Below are 24,435 nucleotides of genomic sequence, written 5' to 3'. Positions count from 1 at the left end.
GCTATGCGCGAGATATTCTTACAGATCGTTTACGGTCGTACCCAGACTGCTTTCTCTGAGGGTGGTCTTCCAATCGGTGCTTCCTTAGAAGACTTAGGTAAGACTCTGCGCAGCCAGGTTGGTACCATGTTCGGTACCAAGGCAAAGGGCGCTCGCTACCTCGAAATGACCGAGGGTTACGTAACCCGTTTAGCTTTAAACGAAGACAATGAAATCGTTGGCTACGAGTTCGTAAACTTAGGCAAGTTAATCGATACCTTAAAGGCCAACCCAGAGATCAAGGGTTCCGAGGCTATTGCCAAGGTTAAAGGTCACTATGGTCAGTTCGATGACGCTGCCAAGTACATTGACCCAAGACATGAGTAATGAGGTGTACTAAAAATGGCTTTATTTGAAAGTTATGAGCGTCGTATTGACAAAGTAAACGCAGCCTTAAACGAGAACGGTATTGCTAACCTCGAAGAGGCTCACAAGATTTGTAAGGATGCTGGCTTCGATCCATACGAGATCGTTCGCGGCATTCAGCCAATCGCCTTTGAGAACGCATGCTGGGCCTATGTTGCTGGTGCAGCTATCGCTTTAAAGAAGCAGGTTAAGAGCGCTGCTGACGCTGCTGATGCTATCGGTATCGGTCTGCAGGCTTTCTGTATCCCTGGTTCCGTTGCTGAAGACCGTAAGGTTGGTATCGGCCACGGTGGCTTAGGTGCAATGTTATTACGCGACGAGACCAAGTGCTTTGCTTTCTTAGCTGGTCACGAGTCTTTCGCTGCTGCTGAAGGCGCTATCGGTATTGCCCGTAACGCTAACAAGGCACGTAACACCCCACTGCGCGTTATCTTAAACGGCTTAGGCAAGGACGCAGCTCAGATTATCTCCCGTATCAACGGCTTTACCTATGTTCAGACTCAGTTTGACTATGCAACTGGTGAGCTCAAGATCGTTAAAGAGATCCCTTACTCAAAGGGCGAGCGTGCTAACGTACGTTGCTTCGGTGCTGACGATGTTCGCGAAGGCGTAGCAATCATGCACCATGAGGGTGTTGACGTTTCCATTACTGGTAACTCCACCAACCCAACTCGCTTCCAGCACCCAGTAGCAGGCACTTACAAGAAAGAGTGCGTAGAACAGGGCAAGAAGTACTTCTCAGTAGCATCTGGTGGCGGTACCGGTCGTACCTTACACCCAGACAATATGGCCGCTGGTCCTGCTTCATACGGTATGACCGACACCATGGGTCGTATGCACTCTGACGCTCAGTTCGCTGGTTCTTCATCAGTTCCTGCTCACGTTGAGATGATGGGCTTCTTAGGTATGGGTAACAACCCAATGGTTGGCGCAACTGTAGCTATCGCTGTTGCTGTAGACCAGGCTTTAAACAAGAAGTAAAAATACCTAATTGAAATAAGAAAGAGATGTATATACATCTTCTAATACTAAAGGGCCGCAAGGCCCTTTTTTATCGCCTCAACAAACCTCAACAAAAGAACACACCTCAATTAAATTCCCACCAATTATCAAAGACCGAAGTTTGCAGCCCGTCTCAAGCTTTGCTACACGCTCACGACTCAGCTCCATCAAGCCTAACAACGCCCACGTCTAAGCTCTAACTCTGCTCTTGTTAGTGCGGTCATATCTTCATCGGTACCATAAGGCAACAGCGCTATTTGCTCTGAGTAAGCTAAACAAGACTTGTATGCATCGAAGCTGTCGACCATGCCCTTTAATCTTTTCAATAAACTTGCTTGCATACTAAAACCAATTATTAGCAACCATGTAAGAAAAAATCAAAGTCCAGCTGCAGCAAACTAACTGCAATAAAAAGCACTTTTCACAATCACAAATGCATTAGCTATCTGCCACATAGACTTAACAGGCAAACATTTCGCTATCGCAGCATAGCCTGGCTGGCTATGCTTTCGCGACAGAATCATAGCCGTGACAGGGCATGCCTTTGCTGCCGGATCATAGCCATGCGGCCACGATGGTATTGATGTAACTTTAGTCGTTAGGATCAAAAAAGGCACCGAAGACTCCTCCGATGCCTTTTAGCTTTCCTTGTATTGTCTACAATCGTATTCTGTTTCACATGTATTAAAGCTGTCACCTTTATTTGTGGCAGAGGCTAGGCCTTAATGCATGATGCACCTTATTCAGGGACGCAGATTTTGCCCTTTGCAATCAGAATGGAGGTTCTGACGAAAAGGTAAGTGATGAGCAGGGCAAACAGACCCCATAAGGTGTAGTCAATTAAGTTCAGCACTGATAGGTATTCTGGTGCACTAAACTCCGGCACTAACTTCTTGGTAGCTAAGATAAAGGCTGCTACAGGGAATGAGTAGGCCCATGCTGATAAGAAGAAAGGTGCCTTGATAAAGCGCTTAATGTTTGTAAGTAAGAATACAAATACAAACCATGCAATGCCGTAGAGCATCAGTACTATTGGGCTTGAGTGAGCGCCTGATGCTGCATAGTAATGATCAATTGCGTGATATGACAGGGCAGCAACTGATGGTGGTGCGAGGATAATGCACAGCATTGGTACTAACTTTGGTGGCAGTGGATCGTGGAATACCAGGCGGTAAAGCAAAATGGTAAAGAGCAAGATCCAGAAGATAAAGCCAATTGGATAGGCAATGGTTGAGATAAAGCCATAGCCAAGTTGAGTACCTGCCATTGGCACAATCAGAGGGCCTGCAACTGGAATAAACCAAGCAGGGTTGACGTGATTGATGCTAAAGGTCTTATGGACTAAAGAGTACAGCACAAACAAGGTTAAGATGAGCTGTAAAGTACATCCTGCAAGCCACAGATAAACTGCAAAGTCATACTTAAGCCATACTGATGAGAGCAGCAGTAAGCTAATTGAGAATGCAGGGAAGAAACTAAGCTTTACTGGATGATTAGCCTCCTCCACTACTGCCTGAGGATACTTGATGATCTTAAGGGCATAGAAGAAAGTTAAGATCACAAAGACTGCAGAGGCGAGCAAGGCAGTTACTAGATCGAGAGTTTCATTACCTACGACAGCATGGCAGGTGAGTGAAAAGCCCGCAAGACCCATCACAATAGCAAACATGTTGATAGGCATATGCTTGAGCTTTGATTCAGGGAGAGCAGCCTCCATTGGCTTCATTGTCTCTTGAGTCATACCGATACCTTTTCGATGCAAATGCAAATGATTGGTGAAGGTGTAAGACCTTGCATGATTGTGACCGTCATTATGGAGACAATTCGATGGGCAGGGACTTGCACAAAACAAACAAGATAAGAACACTGCAAAAGAATCAGCCAAAACATAAGCAGCATCTTTTCAGCTCTTATCTACATAAAAGAGCGCCTAAGTAAAGAAGAGCACCTTCACAGGCGCATATCAACTATATAAAGCACCAATCAGCCAAACCAATGTCTAGCTTCAATCAATGCCTCAACAATAGTTTCATAACTTACTTGTGGCGGCCTTTTTCGTATATCGTCAAGCAAAGTAGTATTTAGGCTTTGCCTACGAAGCAATGAACAACTTACTAAAATCACTCATGGCTTCAAATTAGTTTCCATTGTAAAACAAATAGATTTCCAATGGAAACTAATTCTATTGGACATGAAAACAAATATCATTTGCAAGTTGCGTTTGAGCGACAAAACTGACCCAAAAAACACAGAGAAAAAGCAACGCTATCCGCCCCAAAATCCTTATTGCATCAGCATTTCTCAGCTGCAACGACCTTACTTTTGCAACAACAAAACATTTTGATAAAGTTGCACCTTGATGCCATCACGATGCACTCACAACCCATTCAATATGTACAAACAGCACTATGTCCACGCTGCCAATTCTTGCTCTATAGCAATTAACAGCAAAATAAAAGCACGTTGAATACATCAAAGCCAAAGCCCGATACCTTGAACCTTAGAAAAAGGAGAGTCTCTAAGCTGCACATTGGCGCATACCTAAGCTAAGCAGAGCATTAATAACAAGATACTGCAGCAAAGACAGTTACTACTGCAAGATGAGGTTAATGTAGCGATCGAATCTAGGCTACTGAGGCGCTGCTATCATCAGTGCGCCAGTCCATGCATGGAATGGAGGACGTTCTTTATCAAGTGCAATGTAGCAACAGCTTTAAGAGAGCTATTGCTGAGATCTTGCGTCATATAAGCAGTGCTAGTACTAAGATCGCATCGGTGGCCTTGATCAGTCTTAACTCAGAGTAATAGAGGGCGAGGTAGCTGATGAGAGCTGTTCTAAAGTAGGTAGTGGAGCGATCGGGCAGTAAGGTAGAGCTGATGATTTTGAGTGCGGGGAGTTGGCTGCGGCTGCAGCTTACGGGCACAAAAAAAGGCCCTGGCGGCCTTTAATTGTTGCGTCTATACGCTTGATGTGAATAGGACTGATGGTACAAGAGATGACGTTACCATATTAAGCTCCTTGAACCAGGAAGTTCAAGGTGGGAAACCTGTGGCTCGCTCGGCTTCTCAAGGGACTGCCTAAGTAAACTTAAACAGTTTAGGCGTGCTCATCGGAACTCAGGAAGATCTCCCAATCTAGTAATATCGGCTCAGGGCAATACAGGCTGGCGTTCATTCGAGACACCATCAGCCTAAGTTCATAATAGCATATCACCGTCTGAATACAAGTATTGACGGGCTTATTATAGGTAAATAAATCCCTTGTATTGAGGGCCATTGCGCGATAAGATTGATCTGTTATGCGCTGCAAAATAGCTTGTCTTTCCGCTTTTTGTAAGGCTATCTTAGTACATATTATGTACTGTATTCATGATGCAGGGTGTGCTATCGGGCTAATCGTCTTATATGTCTACAACCATATTATTTAGTCTGTAGACCATCGACTTCTGCCCTGACGTCCGATAGTAGTGTTGTCACTTAGGTAATCTGTCTCTTGTTAAGGTATATGGAGCTGTCAATATGGCTTTAACGAATGCATTAACAGGAAGTGTGATGCAATTTACCCTCGCAACCGTGCTTGGTGATCTAATTGCCTTCATTCATGGCCATACCATCTTAGGACTCATAACTCCCAAGGATATTGACCTCTTTAAAGACAAACTCGCCGCACTCCGCCCTCAACCAGTACCTGATGTAAGCTTTTGTGAAGATCTTGATGCTATGGAAACTGCATTAAGATTAAGAGAGGCTTTAGGCCGTATCTTTGGCGCGGTACCTCAGTTCAAAAAGTACGTGTATGTCTTTCCAGGGCAACACCCTTATGCAGCTATTTATGCAGAAAAGAGAGATCCTCAAGAGTACGTAGCGCAAGTTGACTATGCCTATCTAAAGTCTCTTACTCCCATGAGTGCACGTACCTTAAGCGAGCTTAGTTCACTTACCCCAAAAGTAGACTGCACTGTTCTATCTGGTGAGCAGCTTGGAAAAATCCAAAATTTCTTGCATACAAACTTTTTGAGATCACACCCACGCTTGATTAGCTATTCAGACTTAGCAATCCTCTCTCATCCTAAGTTATCTAAAGAAGAGGGCAGCAAGTACACTCGTAGCGCAGCCACTGCCATGTCTAAAAATCCAGTACTGCTCTTAGTGCCATGTCATCTAGTCATCAGCAAGCCGCTTAATGATGAGTTCAGGCTGCAGCTCAAGAGCAATCCAAATGCCGTGCTCAAAGATGCCGGTAAGTTTCGACTCGGCAGCGATATCAAAAGCTATTTGATGTATCGCTTTGGCATCAACGTTAAGCGTCCAGCCTAAAACTTGTTATTCAAGTATGCTACACAGGCAAGTTATTCATGCAAGCTATTCAGGCGGTCACGCGAGAGCAGAGAAAATAGTGCCATCAAAGCACGCATAACGGGTCAAAAACTCACCTTGAGTACATGCTGACAAGACTTAGCTTGATTGTAGCCATTCATTTAGATCATGCAGCAAGTGCTGATAGCAAAAGACCGCCAGTAGGCGGTCTTGTAAAAAGCGGTGCAAAGCTTACATCAGCAATAATATTTCTAGTCCATACCATTTAGCTTAGATGCTGTAATCGATGCACTTAGCATGCTTAACCGTGCAAGCGCTTATGGTGCTTGCCATTAATGATTGTCAGTGGCTATTGCAATGGTTTGTGCGTGAGAGCAGGGGCTATTGCTAGCTTTACTTGCTTTCGGTAGTAGTGGCTTGCTCTTGCTTGAGTTTTTCAAAGGTCTGATTGCAGCGTTCTGCGGCTTTCATAAAGTCTTTGACCTTTGGAAGGAAGTCGTAATCAGCAGGGGCAAAGCCAAAGTTATCCATCTCTTCTGCGGTAATAAACTGCAGCTCACTGTGAGAGTCAGACAGCTGTGGCTCTTCGCCATCGAGTAAGTGGCAAATGTAGAGGTCTAAATCTACGGTGAGATCTTCATACTCGTGGTGGCAGCTTAAGAAGTAGCTATCCACGCTAACACGGCAATTGAGCTCTTCTAAGATCTCACGACGGCAGGCCTCAGAGGCACTTTCGCCTTTTTCAATCTTGCCGCCTGGAAACTCCCAGAAGTCTGCTAAATGACGACCGACAGCTCGCTTAGCAATGAGGAACTTATCGCCATGAGTAATCAGAGCTGCTGCGACTTTAATATTTTTCTTGGTATCGGCCATCTTTGATTCCTGAGTGTGAATAACTTAGTAGCTTGCATTTATAGCATCTACTGTTTTCTTATGGTATTAGCTGTCCTTGCACTAAAGTAAAGTGCAAAAGTGCTTTGCAACTTAGCTAATTGTATACCTTAGTCGCATGCCTAAGATGAATAGTGGTAAAAATGCTTACTAGCAGCATAGTGCCATGACCAGTGCAAAAGCATTTGCTGAGCATGTTAGCTTTGATGAGCACGACTGCGTAAAAGCATCAATTCCTTAACCCAATAATTGTCTGTTCACTAATTAGCTATTCATTAACTCGTGGCGGCAGTGTAGCTGCAGTGCAGTGTAGTTGCAGTTCAGCTGCTGTGCAGCAGCAGTGTAGGTGCAGTGGACTTGCAGTGGTTGCCTGCAGATACTAAAAACCCAGCACGAGGCTGGGCTTTTGAGGCCATGCGCTAGTAGATTAGGCATGGCTCGATGCTTCACACTGCATGCTAAGGCTTTTGGTATTTAAGCTAAGCCTTTTATGTGCAGTGCGTATGGGGCTATTAGAGTGGGCGAACCATGAGCTGCATGAGCTTTTCGTTACCGACGAGGTAGCCTAAGAGCTCAGCTACAGTCTCTAATGAGCCAGTGTAGTTGATGGAGTAGACGCTCATGTCATCGTTGTACTGACGGAGCCATAAAGCTACATCCTTTTCGCCTTCCTTGCCATCGATGAGGCAGGTGCCGTACTGAATGTCTGGAGCGGAGACAAACTCAACGCCGTTAGCCTCAAAGGCCTTACCTGCAGCAACACAAGTCTCTTGTAAAGTCTTGTACTCTGCCTTGTTTATACGGATAGTTACTACAGCTGAGTGATCTTCCTTCTCTACAGAGATAGAAGAGGCTAAAGGCTCGTTAGCGAAGGTTAATACCTTCCAGCCCTGTGGAATACCCAGAGCAAAGTACTGAGTCTTGTAGACCTTCTTTACATCCTTAAAGAGCTCATTAGCTGAAGCATCTAAGAAGATTTCAGGGCCTGATACTGTCTCTGGAGTTTGAGAAGCAGTTTCAGGGGTGCTGGTACATGCAGTCATGAAAATTGTTGAACCTAATAAGACTGGTAATAGCAGAGATCTAGCTTTCACAAAAAACTCCTTAGACACTAATAGTTATCGTCATAAACAAGCATATATGCCTTGCCTTTTAGAGAAAGTGCGTGGGCATAACATGATAGCTAATGACTGATGATGGTTAGATCTAGATTACACCCATAAACTTAGGCAAAAAATAGACATAAGCTAAAAGCTTAGTGTAGTGCTAAAGTCTTTGGGTAAAGCAAAACTACACTAAATTAGCACAATACACAAGGATAGAGCTCTCACTCATGCAAGCTTAAGTAGACAAAAGTACATAGTGATCTTTGCTTTGGTAGAGCTTTTGTGGTGCATTTGTCTGATTTATATCTCATTTATTGCCATAAATTGTCTCATTTGTGGCCTTTTCATGGGACATATCATGGGCATTGATGGTCAAAAGCATCATTAATCTTTCATTGTCACCTGACAATTTAGACTTAAAGATAGCTAAAAAAGCTTGCTTGGTTTGCTTTGTAAATCAGCACTAAATCAGATAGAATGTGCCATTGTCGCGTAGACTACCCCGTGCTTGTATACAAGCATGCTCTCTTTTGAGACATGGTTTTGTCAAAGATCAAAACGCGATAACACATGTTTTGCCATGATAGTTAATCTAGATTGACTGCAGTGTTTGGACATCGTTTCTCTTAGAACATATAGCAAAACATAGCGCTAACACCTTGTTAAAAGGCCGGATGCTAGCGCTAGATTTTGTTATCCAAAGCTTGGCAAAACTTATAACTCATCTTTGATCGCATGCACTTGATGCTCATTTAAAAGAGCTAGCTAAAGCTTAGGCCTCAATGCAGTGTTTTAATGCACTGTTCTTTAAAGGCCTACACTAGATAAAAGTTTAGCAACTTAGAAAGTGCATGGTTGCGATCGACTCGGTTTGAGGACTCGGCATGGCCAGACAGACTTGGAGCAGCCGCTTGACCTATATCATGACTGTAGCAGGTGCTACTATCGGATTCGGTGCAACTTGGCGCTTTCCATACTTAGTAGGCGAGAACGGCGGTGGCGCATACGTTCTTATGTTCATCCTTGTGATGCTCTCAGTTGGTATTCCAATCATCTTAGTTGAAAACGTGATTGGTCGCCGTGCACAGACTAACTCAGTAGATGCTTTCTTTACTAAGAATTCCACTAACTCTCAAGCATGGAAGTTCTTTGGCTATTTGGGCATCTTCGGTTCTTTTGGCATCTTGTCTTACTACATGCCAATTGGTGGCTGGGTTATCTCATATGTCTACCACATCTTCTTGGGTGCCTTAGGCATTGAAGGTGGTTTAGATCTGTCAGTGCCTGTTACTAAAGAAGTAACTAATGCCTTCTATACTGATCAAATTGAGAACTCACCTCTGACCATTACCATCTTCACTGGTCTGTTTGTTCTCATTAACTGGTTCATTTTAAGAAAGGGCATTATTGCTGGTATTGAGCGTGCTGTTAAGTTCTTAATGCCGCTGTTATTTGTGTGCCTTATCATCATGATCGGCCGTAACTTAACTTTAGATGGCGCATGGGAAGGCGTACGCTTTTACTTAACTCCAGATTTCTCTAAGCTCTCAGGCAAGCTCTTTTTAGACGTATTAGGTCAGGTATTCTTTGCTCTGTCCTTAGGCTTCGGTGTAATGATTACCTTATCAAGCCACCTGAACAAGGAAGAGCACTTAGTTAAGACTGCAGTGATCACCGGTCTTATCAACACCGCTATTGCTGTGTTAGCTGGCTTTATGATTTTCCCATCACTCTTTAGCTCAGGCCTGTCACCAGACTCTGGCCCAAGCTTAGTATTTAGAACACTGCCAATTGCTTTCTCACACATGGCCTTTGGTAACTTCTTTGCCATCGTGTTCTTCATGCTCTTAGTGATTGCAGCACTGACTACTTCTGTAACCATTTACCAAGTAATCATCTCAGTGCTCTATGAGAAGTTCAACATTCGTTACACTGGCTCAATCAATGTAACTCTGCTTGCTATCTTCATCTTTGGCAATATCCCATGTATCTTAAGCTCAGGTCCACTTGCTGATGTCACCATCTTAGGCAAGTCCATCTTTGATACTTATGATTTCATTTCAGGCAATATCTGCTTCGTTATCACTGCTTTAGGCGCATCTTTATATGTTGGCTGGGTACTTAAGGACAGTGCCTTAGCTGAGATTAGCAATCAGCACAAGCTTTCAGGCAGCGTTTTCACCACATGGTTTACTTATGTGCGCTACGTGATTCCACTCATCGTAGTGGCTATCTTTATCTACGGCTTAATTCCAGTGCTTACACCACTATTTGCCTAGATTAGATCATCGCATCACTCAATTGCGTATTAACACCTAAATACGCACAGCATTACGAAGGGCTTTCTTAGCAATAAGACGGCCCTTTGTTTTATCAGCCACAAAACCAAAACACCCGCCACCTTCAACGCACACTAATCCTAGCCAAAGCCTAAGAAAAAGCTAAGACAAAAGCCTATGACAAAAGCCTAAGACAAATCATGCCAAAACACCAAAAGTTATCTCTGATTTTGCTTGTTACCCATAGTAAACACAGCCCACCAAAGCACGACTGAGACCAAGCTAAGTCATGAGGCCCAACGTGCCGATTAAAAAGACTGCCATCAATGAAAAACAGGCTTGATCGATGAGGAGCAAAAAGACAAGCGTCCTCATGATCTCTAGATGAGCTCAAGTAACTCTTGTCAGAAAACATCCGCCAAATGCCGCGATCTAAAGCCATAGGTCGCTTAGCAAACTCTAGCAATTACTCTCGAACAAATGAGCACAAGAAAAGAGGCAGCACGACTAAAGAAAGGCGGTCGTGACTATGAGCTAGGAGATAGCACCTGCAAAGATATAAATCCGATAAATAAACGGTTTTGAGGCTAAAATCGAAAGAAAAAGAGGGGGCCTTAGAGGCTTAGTGGGAATTTTGCGTGGCGCAGAAACGAAAAAAGCAGCCTGATGCTGCTTTCGTAATGGCGGTGAGAGGGGGATTCGAACCCCCGATACGGGATGACCGTATACACGCTTTCCAGGCGTGCTCCTTCAGCCACTCGGACATCTCACCGCTGAGACATTCAAGCGCATAAAGCGCTGTAGCTGTGAACGGTGCTAATTATATAGATTTTTAACGTCCATGCAACACTTTTTTAATGATTTGCGCGAAATTACCTTCAAATGGCCCTGATCTCGTGATTTTTGATGGCCTAAATACACTCAAAAGCCCGATCTTGAAGTACTTGCAGCCATCATTTGCCACTCAATTACATTGAGTAGCTAAGACCCCATAGCAGTTAATATTCAACTACCCCTCTCTACTTGGCGATAGATTAGTGCAGTGCAGACATTAAAGCTTAAAACTAAAGGGAGGAGGCTTGTGGTAAACAATCACAGCAAGTGACGTTGACTTACTAATTCACGTGACACAGCAGCATATGCAATATCTTGTGGCTGGGCAAAATGCATAACTAAAGAGAAGAAACTGTTGTCTTGATGAGTTTTACAGATGGGCAATGAGAACATGGCAATATTGGCTGTGCCTATGCAAAAGGGCAGTAGAGCACGCATATTATGCAAGATGCAGTTAAGGGCTTAGCTGCAGTTAAAGTGCTGAGCTGCAGTGCTTGGAAGCTATGCACGTCTGAGTGTGGCGCTAGGCAATTAGGATTTAGATTGCTGGTGGTTGGCTGAAACTTATACCAGTTTTTCTTTACGGAATGCGGCGCTTAAGCTAAAGTGTGAATGAGATGAAATCTCTTTATATGTGCAATAGCTTGTATCTAGAAATGCCATCAATATCTCATATTTGAGGAAAAGTTTGATCTTGATGAATCGAGACTAGTGGCTTTGAGTAGAATACAAAACATATTGTGTGGATCCTAGTATACAAGTTGTCAATATTTCAAGTTCAGTTCAACTTTGTACTAGTCATTGTTATACGACGACAGCTCTTGCTGAGCTAGTCAATGATTGCTGCTTATGGCTACTTTTGTATGAAAGCAAATCAACTCGTTAGACGCTATTTTGTCTTGTTCATCGCTTTATCTCTTGCTGGCTTTGGTGTTGCCTTAACTACTAAGGCAGAAGTAGGAATTAGTTCTCTTGCTAGCACCGCCTATGTAATCTCAGTGTACTTCCCGGTGACCATGGGCGTGATGTTGATTGTCTTTAATGTTCTCAGTCTCGTACTGCAGCCACCATTGATGAGCAAAGAAGAACGAAAAGCGCAGTTCGTCAATATGATGCTACAGATTCCGGCTTTATTTGCCTTTGGCCTCTTTGTTGATTTCTTCATGTGGGTCATGCAAGACTTTAATCCGAGTGATTTTGGTTACATTGTCTGTCTTGCCATTTTCATCTTAGGCTCAGTCATCACTGCCATAAACATCATCTTGCAAGCCATCGCTGACGTAGCCAAGATTGCCTGTGATGCTTTTGTAATCGTGCTTGCCAAGCGCTTTAACTTCAACTTGGGCCGTGTCAAGCTAGTCTTTGATATCGCCTTTGTGGTCGCAGCAGCTATCATCTCACTTATATGCTCAGGCTTTTCTGAGATCATTGGTATTCGTGAAGGTACCATCATAGGCACTATCATCGTGGGCCCATGTGTAACTCTCTTAAGCCCATACTTTAAGTTTGTTGAAAACTGGATCGCAAAGAGCCAACCATCAACCGCCACAAGCACCTCCGTGGCAAGCGTCTCTGAGGAAAGCTAACCGAGCATTATTCAGTAGACATCCAAATCCCCGTCACGTCCTGCCATATCAGAAGATACAATCCTCTTCAGGCCAGGCCAGCGCATCAGCACCAGCTCTTGATGAGCGCAACCTCGCTTTCAAAAGGCAGGGCGTGACCAACAAGCATCCGTAGCACCAATCCTGCCTAACGTCACTGCTCTAATGCATAAGCCTTTCACGACCTGACCAAATTTCAATCCCCACAAAACTGCCACAAGATCAAAGCGCATTGTCTAAAGCATGCATACTAAGCAGCAGCTTCAGCAATGGATTTTTGCCTTGCAATAACATCTTTGCACTTCAGATATACCAATAAAGCACAAGGCCGTTAATGAGCTTTTTAGAGCTCATTTCTTACAGGTGATCGTTTAGCTGATGTTGAGACTTTATTGAACACGCAGCACGTGCCATCAAAGCTCAAAGATCAAGGCGCTAAGTCTATGCCTAAATCTCATTTGCAAGACACACTAATCTAAAGCATCTGGCACTCATCTTTTGAGTAAAAGCCATGATCTTTTAGAGGCTTCTTACTTAAGTTAGTCTGCTTGAGAAAGGAACGATGGGTAATAATTAATTCTCAGAAACGACAGGCCGCAGTGACATTCTGCATGAAGGTAAGCCATCCGTACTACTATGCTGAAGCGGTCTTAGTATCGGCTTGTTGAACTACTGCCGCTCTTAGCGATCGTAGAGTGTGAATAGGATTTCTACTCTCTGATCTAGAGTGGTAAGCATCTTTGCATGGGGAGCAGTTGGAGTTTTAACTGTTGCTTTGATCTTGCTGTGTATATTTGTGGGTTACTGCTTGTGAAAATGCAGCTTTGTTATGCGCGATCTTTTGTAAATGACAAGTCGTGTGACAAGATCTGATGGTATAAGGTGCATGATCTTGGGCGCTTGGAAAATATTTTTGTGGCATGGGTACGGATTTCTGTCGCTGTTCCGTATGTACTAAGGGTGCTATGCTATAATTAGAGTTTAATGGCGAGGCTCGCCTGGACAGTCGTAATCACCTGTGCCGCGAGCCGTGCTTGACAACCTCAAGGCTAATAGCCTGCACGTAGCATGAACTATACTGCTCAAATGCGGTAAGTAAGGCTTTTTCGAGTGCTTTGCGCACGTGCTCTTAGAGGTCTTGTTTTTAAAAAATGGCATCTCCTTGTAGAGATCTAGACTTTTAGAAAGTGCCATGGCGTCAGAACAGTGTGACGTTTTGGAATATATCTTTTAATGCTAGAGATCATGCAGAGGTTGCAAGATGTCTTGGGCACAGGTATTAACAACAGGAACGTATAGTGAAGAACCGTAGTATCATCCGCAGCGAGATCAATAACTACTATCGCGCCAAAGTTATCAGCTGGTTGGCAAGTCACGTTAAAGATAAGCGTGATGTGCCTGAGGACTTCCCAACTCACCTCTATCTCGGTGCTCCTACAAAGGACGAGGATGTTCTTGAGAGCAAAGATGCTTTCTTAAGCTTCTGCAAAGAGTGGAGCGCACCGCTTCCTGCTGGTCACATCGAGTTTATCGATAAGACCTATCCAGATATTGGCACTGTTAAGGTACCAATTCACTTAGTTTTCGACACTCCAGAAGAGCTTGCAACTTGGGCTGGTCACTTAGTTGAGTACCACTCCTCAGTTCGTTGCTTAGATCTGATCGCTCATGAGATGCCAGAGCTCATCGATAGCGCTCTGAACGTGATCTCATCACTTGCTAACCTCGCTTGGATCGACTTTGAGCGTATGGTTGCAGTATGCAAGTGGTTCTGCGAAAACCGCAACAGCCGCCTGTTAACTCGTCAGATCCCAATTCGTGGTATTGATACCCGTTGGTTTGAGATCCACACTCCGCTCCTTTTAGACTTCCTGCGCGACTATTTAGAGCTCAATCCTTATCGTAAGGATCTGCTGCAGCTTGGTTTAGTACCACCTCCAGCATTAATTCGCTTAGTAATCTTTGACGCAGAGTTACGCGCCAAGGTTGGCGGCTTAAAGATCGTAGCTGCATCTATCAGCGAGTTAAACGAGCTCAACTTACGCCCTGAGCGTATTGTGTTCATGGATAACTTACCAACTGCAGTTGCTCTTCCAGATATCAAGGGCACCATTGGTATCATCACTCCATTCCATCACGTACGCGAGACTTGCCGTATCAACTGGGTTGCTCAAGCTCACTGCCAATACTTAGGCTCTGTAGATTTACGCTCCTTTGCAGTACTGCACAACTTACGTCTGTACCTGCCTAACATCGAGAGCGTTCTCATGGATGAGCAGACCTTACTGTCCAACCAGGATCTGTGGACTAATGATGACGTATCAGGCTTTGATAGCGCACCAGTTGCTTTAAATCAGGCTGAGTCTCATTTATACGGCTGCTTAATCGATGGCGTTTATGGCGATCACGTACGCCTAGACTTAGAGCGTCTGCCATTAGCTTTAATCGCTACTGCATTAGGCGCTGACGATGAGCAGGCTGCATCTTTAGCTCGTGAGGCTGAGCTTTATAGCAATGTTGGTAACAACTATCAAAACAATGCTGCCAAGCCAACCCCAGCAAATGATGCTGCAGCATCAGGCCAGTAAGCCTTAATCTTGGATTAGCTAAATAATCCAAGCTGCGGTCTTAAGTATGCTCATGTACAAAAGTGCATAGGCATAGCAAGGGCCGCAGCTAAAACCATATTAGTGGCAGGTGTTGCATTGTATTAAGGAGCTTTTGCTCCTTTGTTCGTTTTTAAATATCCTGCTTTTTTTCCTCCTTGGGCCAAGATGTGCAGCCTTTAGACGGCTAACTCATTTACCAAAATGAGAGTGGATCTTGAGTACAAGTTCGCTCGAGATCTGTCATTGCTGCTTGGTTGCAGCTAAGGATGGCGAATTATGGCAACCAACGATGATAAGCTCCAAAATCTTATCAACAGGGCTATTAGTGATTATGCTTATGGTCAAGAAGATGAGGTAATGGATAAGGCATCGCTTGAGCGACTGTCTCAGATAGTTAATGCTCAAGAGCCAGTAGCACAAAAGAAAATTGATATCTTTGGTGATGGAGTTAACGGTGTAAACGTCAATGCTTTGCGTGTTGCTTTGCAAGGCTACAACGACGTTAAGCCAAATAAATACTCTTCACGCAAAAGTGACTTTCATAGTGCTAAGGCTAGTGTTAGCTCTAATCAGACACCTTCAGACCAAGGTTCAAGCGCTTCTTTTGAGTCCACTTTAAATCCAACCTTAACGCGTGGAGCAGGTCATTTAAACACAAGTGCTAATGACAATAGCGTAGCCCCAGCTGCAGGTATCGTCTCTCAAGGTGAAGTAGCACCTAGTACTAATGGCCATACGCAAGGTAATCTGGCCTCATCACAAGCTAAGTCACTTACAGGTGCACACAATCGTACCTCAAGCTCAACTTACGATAATCGCTCTCAGGGCTTAGATGACTACAATCAAATCGGCCTAAGAGCTAAAAACAGTTTATTAGGCTCACACCATGTGCCAGTTGATTACCAAGAGCAATTTGGTAGTGAACTTGGTAAAACTCACGATCGTCTGGCCTCACAAGCCGCCCTCGATGAGCTTGATAGCATGCAGGTACGTCAAGATCCTGCATTTAAAGATTTCATTACGCCGCAGCTCATGGAGCGAAACCAAAGAGCCGCGCAAATTAAAAGTGCCGCCGCACAGCTCTCCGAAGCTAACACCAGAGCCGCAAACGCAGCCAGCGCTGGCACGGCTGCAGTTCACTCCACCGCAGCAGCACACGGCACAGCACACAGCGCCGCTGACTATAGTGCTAAGCCACACGATAGCGCATCGCACTCACAGCTTAATGACAGCAGCAATAATCACGCTGCTATGAGTAATGACCAGCTGCCAAAAGCTATGCAGCGTCCTACACAAAGCTATCGTTATACCAGCGCATCCTTGCAAGATGGGCCATTTAGTCAAGCAAGCAGCGCCACTAAAGTACAAATTCAGGTAGGTTATACTCCAAAAGCCCAAGCCCAAGCCCAAGCCCAAGCCCAAGCCCAGGCTCAAGCAAATGCACAAGCTGCAGTTAATGCTCAAGCACAAGCAGCAGACCTCGCTCAATCACAAACTGCAGCTAACCCTCAAGCACATGCAAGTGCAGCACAGAGTTCAGTTGCTAGCGATCATGAGAGAGCTTACGTACCTGATAAATACAATGAAGATGAGCTATCTAAGCAGTTTAGCTCTGCAACACACATAAGCGTATCTTCTCCGAATTCCAGTGTGAATAACCAAGCTCGTTACATTGGTAATGAGTTATACACTAGACAGTCATCTTCAACCATTATTACGAAGATGGATGCTGTCTCAAACTCTGCTTTAGCTAATTCTAGTGACGAGCAAGAGTCATATGCAGCGCCTAATACTTCTGAACAAGATCAGAGTGCTAAGCGCGAAGACGCCGTACAAAGTCATAGTGAGAAGGACTTTGACGTAAATTCATTCTCGGCAATCACCTCAGCAACCACTGGCCGTAAAGCATATGCTGCTCAGCGAGCTGCTCATATGCAAGGCTCCTATGTAGCGCCAAGCATCATGGATACACATGCATCCACTCAAGATGATGACGCTCAAGGCGATGCTCAGAACGATGCCGCTTACTCATATACAAACAGAATGTCACGTTCCAATTCACGTTCAGCGGTCTCCCCGCAAATCGGACGACAGGCCCCAAGAGCCAATACCAAGCTCAATGCCGTAAGTTTTGGTCCAGCTGCAGCTATACAAGCTCCACAATCTGGTCAGTACATTTCGGCTGTAAACCCATATGAACAGACTCAGATTGAAGCTGCTAAGCAAGTCAATGAGTCTTATGGCCTGATGTCTAATACAGGATTTGGTGCCTTAACCCATGAGTACGACGCTCATCGTAGTGCTGGCTCAGTCTTAAGGAAGAACATTAATAAAAAACAATCCATGCGTGATATTGCAGGCTATGCCGTGCAAAACGATTACGGCTTTTCATCTCCTGCATCACGTAGCAATGGTGCCTTTAAGACTAGCGACACTAACGATCTTAGAGATGCGTCAGCTGTAGGCGATCAGCTTATTCAAAGAGCTGTTAATACCTACGAGCGTATTCCTGCTCAAAGCCAGTCCACGCTGATTGTTAGATCTAAGACAGCTGTAGTCCAAGATGAGGCCACAGTATTTGTCACCGCATCTGGCAATAAGACCATTGTTGGTATTGAGTCCAACAAGCCTGTAGTGCCTTTAAAGACTGCTCAGGTACAAAAGTCTGAATCGCTTGAGGCTGAGGCTGCCGCTGAAGCTTTTGAAGAGGACAAGCTTGAAGAGCTCTCTGAAGAGCTTGCAAGCGCCTCAGAGGAGACTCAAGCACAAGATCACGCATCAAACGAGCAAGAGTCAGACAAATCTTTGGCACAAGATTCCGAGTCTCACTCATCAGATAGCCAAGACTCTCAAGCTCAAGCATCAGATGATGCTGCTCAAGATGCACAAAGCGCTGAGCATGGCGATGATGGCGCTGCAGATGCTGATAAGTCTCAGGCAGACAATGCTCAGGAGACTAAGAGTGCTCGTGAAGTGGTTACCGCTATTGTGCGTGACGCTTCGTATGAGGTTAAGTACGCTCAGAAACAACAGAAAGCATCTGCAGAGCAGTCTGCTGGTCCAACTCGCATTGTTGGTGTAGTGCACGAGGCACCAGAGCGTAAGTTACCGACTGACGCAGTTCGTATCGTACGTTCAAAGGCCGCAGCCTTTACCCCAAGCTTAGAGGGTAATTTAGCTGCAGCTCACGGCACCATCTTCTCAGAGCAAGAGTTCAAGGGCTCCGTAATTGGCAACACTCCAGCTGAGTTTTTAAAAGCTAAGCCAAGTGCTAACAATGCTCAAGATGAGAACAAGGCACAATCTCAAGACAATGCTGTAGATAGTGACTTGCTTGAGAACGAGCTCCTAGTAGGCAATACCTCCACTCGTATTGTTACCTCATCTCAGCGCTTAAAGCAGAACTTTGCACGTTCTACTAAGCTTACTGAAGACTTAGAGGCTAAAAAGCGCGAGGAAGAGGCTAAGAAGCAACAAGAAGAGGTTCCAACCACTATCATCTCCGTGCATGATTTTATGCACAAGATTGAGTTAACTGCAGCTCAAGCTTTAGCCGCAGCTCAGGCATCAGCTAACGCTTATGCCATGATCGAGGCTGATAGTGAGGTTACCGAGGCACGCGCAGGTAAGAACTACGGCTTTGCCGAAACCTCCTTAATTCTGCCTAAATCAGGTCAAGAAAACGTCAACACTGGCGAAGAGCACATTCCTGATTACGCTAAGGTACCAATTCAGATTCATGCCGAGCCAAAGCACCGCAAGGTAGCCAAGGTCACAGAGCCAGCAGACGCTCAAGTACCAGCCCAGGCAGCAGAGCAGTCAGCAAGCGCTCAAGCTCCTGCAACCCAGGTAGCCGCAGAACCATCAGCAGCTCCTGCAGCAACTGCCTCAGTCGCAGTTGCACCAGCAGCTCCTGCAGCAACTGCCCCAGCCCCAGAGGCCAAGGTAGCTAAAGAGCAGGTAGCACCAGCAGCTGTAGAACCTGTCAAGGCTCAAGAGACTGTAGCTCCTGTAAAGGAAGAGCCAAAGGCCGAGCAGAAAGCTGAGCCTAAGGCTGAGCAGAAGACTGAGTCACAGCCAGAGCCAAAGGTAGAACAGAAGGATGAGCCTAAGGCTGAGCAGAAGACTGAGTCACAAGTAGAGCCAAAGGCAGAGACAGTAGCTGATACCAAGCTTGAGACGGCCCCAGAGCAAAAGACTGAGCCAGCTCAAGAAAAGATCGAGACTGCAGCTCAAGAGCAGAATGTTGAGGTTGCAGTTGAGTCCATCGTAACTGATGATTCAAATCTTGAGATTAAGGTTAAGCGTCATAACAAGCACAATAAGAACGTTGCAGAGCAAGACATGCATGATTCTGAGCCTAAGAGCGAAGAAACAGCTGAGGTTGCTGATGCAAGTGAGCAAAGTGCCGGCGCTGTTGTAACACCAGCTCAGAACGCTACTGAGACCAATGTAGAGCCACAGGCTGCTGAGGCACAAGTTGAAGAAAGCAAGGCAGAAGAGAGCAAGGTAAGCACTATTGTTTACCAGCAGGATGAAGAAGTTCCATACGTAGCAGCTAAAGCTCAAGCTACTGAAGATTTCGATGATCCTGTTAAGGCTGCTAGCGCTGCTGTGCGTGAGGCATTACATGCCCAGGCAGAGGCTAATAACTCAGATGTTTTAAGAAATGAGAGTGCTGAGGCTTTAAGTGGTAGCGCTGTTGATAGTGCTGCAGCAGTACCTGAGCATAATCTGCTTGAGGGTGTTAGCGCTGATACCGACTTAACCTCATCTGATGAGGCTATTGATAAGGTGGTTGATTTAGGTAAGGTATCTGATGGTCCAATCGCTTCAGAAGACGTTGTCATGTCAGCCTTATCTCAAGGTGCTAGCAAGGACTACGATATTGTAGATACCAAGCAAGTCATCAAAGGCAATCGCAAAAATAGGAATCGCAACTCACGTAAAAGACGTTAGAGACTAAGTTTGATTCCATTGAAAAAGGCGCTCCCACAAAGAGCGCCTTTTTTAATGGCTGCTGCACGAGCAAATGCATCCACAGATGGCCATTGCCAAAACAAAAGACCGAGCAAAAGCCAAACCTGCTCACACGAGCAAGCTTAGCTTGCTAAATGGCCTTAAGATTTTGCATTCCATCGTCCTCATCAATTTCAAGATTAAGATTAGAGGCAATGAGTTTTAAGTCAAAGATGTTTGTGTCGGTGTAGAAATCGAGCTTGTTCTCAAGATCAGCTTTGCGCCAGCCTAGCTGTTTAGAGAGCTTACTAAAATCAATGCTGTGCTGCATGATCTCGTTTGCAATGACAATTTTATAGGCTGTTTCTAGAGGTAGCTCAATTGGAACAGTGATGGTAGGAGCTTTAGTAGAACAATCATCACTATGACCAAGCACACTAACATAGGATGGATCAGCTAGATTGTAAGTAACACTAGGAGTATCTGAGTTTTTAAAGAGATCTTTGAGGTGTTGATTAATGTCGGCTGAACAGTAGAGCAATTGAGAGCTAGCTTTGTTTTCGTCAGCTTTAGTGCCATGCATGAAGGAGTCAGGGACATTAACTTTTGAGACTGGCAAGGCTGCAGGTATCATCTCTTCAAAAGACATAGCGTGGGCCATATCTGTTACTACAGCTTGAGACATCTTAACAGTATTATCAAAATCTACACCGTAGGTAATGATGTCCATATCTACAGTATGGATTACTGCTTTAAAGCCTTCGCTATTGCCTTGCACAATACAAGGCTCAAACGTAGCATGGTACACCTGATAATCCCTTAGCCTCATAATCGTTCCTTCACAGCACATCGCTCAATCTAAATATACAACAACTCTAGCGATACCATGGCCTTAAGCATGATATCGAGATGTCCGCTTGTACGTGTCACTAAGAAGGGCTGCTTGGGCTCTTAAAAGATAAGAGTAGTAAGCATCTTTCTGATGCTCTAGACAAGCATAGACATACCAAAATAAGAGGCTTTAGCCTCACTATGATTGAGCTTAAGTCGGTACACAAGAACACAGCATTTTTGTCAGCAACTAAACAGCCAACTAAAGGTAAGCAATCTTAGTTGCTGCAACAAAAGGCTTATCCACAAATACTTGCACCAAATGCAAGCCGTCTTTTGCACCAACGCTAAATACCATAGCACAGCAGATCAGTCTAAAACATAAGGTCATACAAGCAAGTGACCTAGTTAGGCTGTGTAATGAAATGTAGGTCACAACTTTGAGGTAAATCTCTTGCGCAAAAAGAACTGGCGCGTGCAATACAAGAAACAAAGGTGCAAAAGGTAATTATGTTAACGAAACCGTCATGCCTCATGAAAAAAGATTGAGGGCTGCTATTGAATAGATGAATGCAAACAAGATGCATAAAGCAAAGCTTCAATGACTAGCACAATAGCTCTGAGGCTAAAGAGAGACTAGCCTAATAAGAGAATAGGGCAATACCACTGCAGCTTGTACAGTGGCTGAGAAAATAGGAAGAGCTTATTTTTCGAGATCCAAAGAGAGCTTTGGGACATTTTTAATTTTCAGGCCATCCTTCGGTCCAAGTGGCTCACGCTTAGGCTTGGCAGTGAGTAACTTAGACTTTACGCCTTTGCGAGCCTGGAGACTAGGAGCAGGGAGTTCAGGGCCTGGATTTAAGCTTAAGACTACAGCACGTCTAAAGCCACGACGACACGGATCATACTCACGATTTAAAGAAACCTTTGGCGGAAGTTCAGCCATATGGTCATGAATTGGCTCACCAGCGTTCTTTCTTCTGTTAATAAACAGACGTAGATGATTACGGTTGACCTTGAAAATAATAGCAGCCTTATCTGCACTCCAGTCATGGGCTACAGCATATTCTGCAATGGAGGCATAGCGATCGTCGTCAAGCGGCAATGAGTGGTCAACAAGACCACCGCAACGACGTAATTCATACTCTCCATGATAGCCAAGAAATTGAATAACACGATCAAGAGATGATGGAGCGATTTTCATTACAGCAAGGATCTCTTCAGATCTCATAAAGTTCTTTCTAAGTTTTATGATCTTTTCAAGTTCTTTTGGAGTCACGCCAAATCTTCTCTATCGTAAGACGATTAGTATCGTGCTTAAAGTTAGAGCGCATCAGGATTATTTTAATTACAAACTCTATTGCAAAGCTTATAAGCAACACTAACTAAGACACTTATGCATACAGGCATTATCTAAATTGCCTCAGATTTTATCAGAAACAGACTAAAAAGTATAAATTATGGCTAAATGAAAATAATACCCTGTCCGCATTTACACTCTCAGCTTATCAACATGACCCATCAAAAGAAAAAAAGGCAGCCTCTAGGCTGCCTTAAAAAAAAACAAATAGGAAAAACGCTAACCGCGCACAATCATTAGCCTAAGAGGCTTAAGCCCAGCTGTGGGCGGGTATTAGCCTGCATCAGCATGGAAGCTGCAGCCTGCTGAATGATGGACTGCTGTGACAGATTAGCAGACTCTTCAGCAAAGTCAGCATCACGAATACGTGAGCGTGCATCAGCTTCGTTAGCTGCAACATTAGACTGGTTGCGGATAGATGACTCAAGTCTGTTCTGGATCGCACCTAACCCAGCACGCATGCCATCTACCTTAGAGATAGCACTGTCAAATAACTGAATAATAGCGCCAAAAGAGTCGTTACCAACACCAGTAGTTGCTCTTGTTAACTGTACAGAAATAGCGCCAGTTGTATCGTTGGTTGAGAAAACTTTACCATTGCCAATCAGGTCATTAACTGTTCCAGTGAGCTTAGAGAACATTACAGACTCAACATCAAAGGAGATCACGTCGCCCTTATTGGAACCGACTTGTAAAGTCATTGTGCCAGTATCACCGGCTTTACCTGCTGTACCGTTGTTACCACCACCAGCACCTGGACCTGCACCACCAGCTGCACCGAAGATAGAGTCTGTGCCTTTGCCATTGAGAACCTTCTTACCAGCAAAGGTAGTCTGAGTGGCAATACGGTTAACTTCAGTGGCTAATGAAGCAACTTCCTTTGATAAAGCAGCACGATCTTGCGCTGTGTTAGTGCCGTTTGCTGCTTGTACAGTTAAAGTACGCATCTTCTGGAGCATGCCTGAGATCTCATCCATGCCAGCTTCAATAGTCTGAGCTAATGCAATACCATCAGCAGCGTTGCGGTTACCTTGGTTGAGACCATTAATCTGGGATGTCAGACGGTCAGCAATCTGGAGGCCTGCAGCGTCGTCTTTGGCGCTATTGATACGAAGGCCTGATGATAAGCGCTGATACGTAGTAGTTAAGGAGTTCTGTACGTTGCCTAAGTAGCGCTGGCCCTGAAGAGCTGAGTAATTTGTATTAACGTATACTGCCATTTTGTTGTACTCCTCAGATTAGCCTAAGAGGCTCAGACCGAGCTGTGGACGGGTGTTAGCCTGCATCAGCATAGAAGCAGCTGCCTGCTGAATGATGGACTGTTGTGACAGGTTTGCAGATTCTTCAGCGAAATCAGCATCACGAATACGGCTACGAGCATCTGCCTCATTAGCAGCAACGTTAGACTGGTTACGGATGCTTGATTCTAAACGGTTTTGGATTGCGCCAAGGTCGGCACGCATGCCGTCAACCTTTGCAATAGCCTTATCCATAAGATCAATGATGGCACCAAAGGACTCATTACCATTGTCAGTTTTTACAACACTGAACAATACGGTAATAGCACCTGTGGTTTTGTCAGTGCCAAAAGCCTTTTTATCATTTGCAGCTTTAACTAAATCACCAGCATCTGCAAGCTTTGAGAACATCACTGAGGTGGCGTTGAAAGTGATAGTATCGCCCTTATTGCTGCCAACTTGTAGTGTGACACTGCCATCTGCACCAGCTTGACCGGCTGCACCATTAGTTTGAGCGTCTTTACCAAATAAGGCATTGTCGCCTTTACCGTTAAGGATGGTCTTTCCAGCAAAGGTTGTCTGGGTAGCAATACGATTTACTTCGGTAGCGAGAGATGCAACTTCTTTTGATAAAGCACGGCGGTCTTCAAGAGTGTTGGTGCCGTTAGATGCCTGAACAGTCAGGGTACGGATCTTCTGGAGCATGCCTGAGATCTCGTCCATGCCTGCTTCCATGGTCTGAGCTAGGGCAATACCGTCAGATGCGTTACGATTTCCCTGATTTAAACCATTTATCTGTGCTGTTAAGCGATCAGCGATCTGTAGACCTGCAGCGTCATCTTTTGCGCTATTGATACGAAGGCCTGATGATAAGCGCTGATACGTAGTTGTTAAGGAGTTCTGTACATTACCGAGGTAGCGCTGGCCCTGAAGAGCTGAGTAATTTGTATTAACATATACTGCCATTTTGATGTACTCCTCAGATTAGCCTAAGAGGCTC

At 44.7% G+C, this 24,435-nt stretch carries 13 protein-coding genes, 1 tRNA gene, 1 other RNA gene and 1 pseudogene; 7 read left to right on the top strand and 9 right to left on the bottom strand.

Features of this window, described 5'->3' with window-relative positions:
- Together RDO37_RS06575 and RDO37_RS06570 are read left to right on the top strand one after the other, a co-directional pair.
- Nucleotides 1-366: pseudogene (locus tag RDO37_RS06575) on the top strand (hypothetical protein); the annotation flags it as partial.
- 15 nt (nt 367-381) lie between these two features.
- Nucleotides 382-1,386, top strand: a complete 1,005-nt coding sequence (locus RDO37_RS06570; RefSeq protein ID WP_027939775.1) for a GGGtGRT protein — start codon at nt 382-384, stop codon at nt 1,384-1,386.
- 760 nt (nt 1,387-2,146) lie between these two features.
- Here RDO37_RS06570 and RDO37_RS06565 read toward each other — a convergent pair.
- Nucleotides 2,147-3,148, bottom strand: a complete 1,002-nt coding sequence (locus RDO37_RS06565) for an SLAC1 anion channel family protein (RefSeq protein ID WP_308498515.1) — start codon at nt 3,146-3,148, stop codon at nt 2,147-2,149.
- Nucleotides 3,149-4,403: 1,255 nt separating this feature from the next.
- Nucleotides 4,404-4,582: non-coding RNA, 6S RNA (gene ssrS / locus RDO37_RS06560), on the bottom strand.
- A gap of 344 nt (nt 4,583-4,926) precedes the next feature.
- On the opposite strand from ssrS, the gene RDO37_RS06555 reads away from it, so the two are divergent.
- Nucleotides 4,927-5,724 (top strand): hypothetical protein, encoded by a 798-nt coding sequence (locus tag RDO37_RS06555; protein WP_308498514.1) that lies wholly within the window; start codon nt 4,927-4,929, stop codon nt 5,722-5,724.
- Nucleotides 5,725-6,117: 393 nt separating this feature from the next.
- Here the strand turns inward: RDO37_RS06555 and RDO37_RS06550 are convergent, their stop codons facing one another.
- Together RDO37_RS06550 and RDO37_RS06545 are read right to left on the bottom strand one after the other, a co-directional pair.
- A complete protein-coding gene (locus RDO37_RS06550; protein ID WP_308498513.1) occupies nt 6,118-6,597 on the bottom strand; it encodes a (deoxy)nucleoside triphosphate pyrophosphohydrolase in 480 nt (159 codons plus the stop codon).
- Nucleotides 6,598-7,127: 530 nt separating this feature from the next.
- Nucleotides 7,128-7,658: a hypothetical protein gene (locus RDO37_RS06545; RefSeq protein WP_308498512.1), complete on the bottom strand. Its 531-nt coding sequence runs from the start codon at nt 7,656-7,658 to the stop codon at nt 7,128-7,130.
- Between the two features lie 947 nt (nt 7,659-8,605).
- On the opposite strand from RDO37_RS06545, the gene RDO37_RS06540 reads away from it, so the two are divergent.
- Nucleotides 8,606-10,000: a sodium-dependent transporter gene (locus RDO37_RS06540; protein ID WP_308498511.1), complete on the top strand. Its 1,395-nt coding sequence runs from the start codon at nt 8,606-8,608 to the stop codon at nt 9,998-10,000.
- 681 nt (nt 10,001-10,681) lie between these two features.
- Here the strand turns inward: RDO37_RS06540 and RDO37_RS06535 are convergent.
- Nucleotides 10,682-10,772 (bottom strand) — tRNA-Ser (locus RDO37_RS06535).
- A gap of 925 nt (nt 10,773-11,697) precedes the next feature.
- On the opposite strand from RDO37_RS06535, the gene RDO37_RS06530 reads away from it, so the two are divergent.
- The 3 genes from RDO37_RS06530 (at nt 11,698) to RDO37_RS06520 (ending at nt 20,006) form a co-directional block, all read left to right on the top strand.
- A complete protein-coding gene (locus RDO37_RS06530) occupies nt 11,698-12,420 on the top strand; it encodes a DUF6198 family protein (RefSeq protein ID WP_308498510.1) in 723 nt (240 codons plus the stop codon).
- A 1,316-nt stretch (nt 12,421-13,736) separates the two neighbouring features.
- Nucleotides 13,737-15,026: a DUF3322 domain-containing protein gene (locus RDO37_RS06525; protein WP_027940410.1), complete on the top strand. Its 1,290-nt coding sequence runs from the start codon at nt 13,737-13,739 to the stop codon at nt 15,024-15,026.
- 297 nt (nt 15,027-15,323) lie between these two features.
- A complete protein-coding gene (locus RDO37_RS06520; protein WP_308498509.1) occupies nt 15,324-20,006 on the top strand; it encodes a hypothetical protein in 4,683 nt (1,560 codons plus the stop codon).
- A 151-nt stretch (nt 20,007-20,157) separates the two neighbouring features.
- On the opposite strand, the gene RDO37_RS06515 is transcribed toward RDO37_RS06520, so the two are convergent.
- The 4 genes from RDO37_RS06515 to RDO37_RS06500 form a co-directional block, all read right to left on the bottom strand.
- Nucleotides 20,158-20,835 (bottom strand): hypothetical protein, encoded by a 678-nt coding sequence (locus tag RDO37_RS06515; protein ID WP_308498508.1) that lies wholly within the window; start codon nt 20,833-20,835, stop codon nt 20,158-20,160.
- Between the two features lie 705 nt (nt 20,836-21,540).
- Complete coding sequence (locus tag RDO37_RS06510; protein ID WP_308498507.1) at nt 21,541-22,116, bottom strand: hypothetical protein; 576 nt, start codon at nt 22,114-22,116, stop codon at nt 21,541-21,543.
- A gap of 317 nt (nt 22,117-22,433) precedes the next feature.
- On the bottom strand, nt 22,434-23,417 hold the full coding sequence (locus RDO37_RS06505; RefSeq protein ID WP_308498506.1) for a flagellin: 984 nt from the start codon (nt 23,415-23,417) through the stop codon (nt 22,434-22,436).
- 18 nt (nt 23,418-23,435) lie between these two features.
- Nucleotides 23,436-24,401 (bottom strand): flagellin, encoded by a 966-nt coding sequence (locus RDO37_RS06500; protein WP_308498505.1) that lies wholly within the window; start codon nt 24,399-24,401, stop codon nt 23,436-23,438.
- Nucleotides 24,402-24,435: the final 34 nt, after the last annotated feature.

The sequence above is a fragment of the uncultured Anaerobiospirillum sp. genome (assembly GCF_902485895.1).
Classification (GTDB): Bacteria; Pseudomonadota; Gammaproteobacteria; order Enterobacterales; family Succinivibrionaceae; genus Anaerobiospirillum; species Anaerobiospirillum succiniciproducens.
The sequence above is the reverse complement of the archived record's forward strand: the minus strand, read 5'-3'. Positions and strand labels throughout refer to the sequence as shown.

Excerpts from the sequence above, each read along its gene's own strand:
- RDO37_RS06570 (WP_027939775.1), top strand. The coding sequence starts at position 382 with ATGGCTTTATTTGAAAGTTATGAGCGTCGTATTGACAAAGTAAACGCA.
- RDO37_RS06565 (WP_308498515.1), bottom strand. The coding sequence starts at position 3,148 with ATGACTCAAGAGACAATGAAGCCAATGGAGGCTGCTCTCCCTGAATCA.
- RDO37_RS06555 (WP_308498514.1), top strand. The coding sequence starts at position 4,927 with ATGGCTTTAACGAATGCATTAACAGGAAGTGTGATGCAATTTACCCTC.
- RDO37_RS06550 (WP_308498513.1), bottom strand. The coding sequence starts at position 6,597 with ATGGCCGATACCAAGAAAAATATTAAAGTCGCAGCAGCTCTGATTACT.
- RDO37_RS06545 (WP_308498512.1), bottom strand. The coding sequence starts at position 7,658 with ATGACTGCATGTACCAGCACCCCTGAAACTGCTTCTCAAACTCCAGAG.
- RDO37_RS06540 (WP_308498511.1), top strand. The coding sequence starts at position 8,606 with ATGGCCAGACAGACTTGGAGCAGCCGCTTGACCTATATCATGACTGTA.
- RDO37_RS06530 (WP_308498510.1), top strand. The coding sequence starts at position 11,698 with ATGAAAGCAAATCAACTCGTTAGACGCTATTTTGTCTTGTTCATCGCT.
- RDO37_RS06520 (WP_308498509.1), top strand. The coding sequence starts at position 15,324 with ATGGCAACCAACGATGATAAGCTCCAAAATCTTATCAACAGGGCTATT.
- RDO37_RS06515 (WP_308498508.1), bottom strand. The coding sequence starts at position 20,835 with ATGAGGCTAAGGGATTATCAGGTGTACCATGCTACGTTTGAGCCTTGT.
- RDO37_RS06505 (WP_308498506.1), bottom strand. The coding sequence starts at position 23,417 with ATGGCAGTATACGTTAATACAAATTACTCAGCTCTTCAGGGCCAGCGC.
- RDO37_RS06500 (WP_308498505.1), bottom strand. The coding sequence starts at position 24,401 with ATGGCAGTATATGTTAATACAAATTACTCAGCTCTTCAGGGCCAGCGC.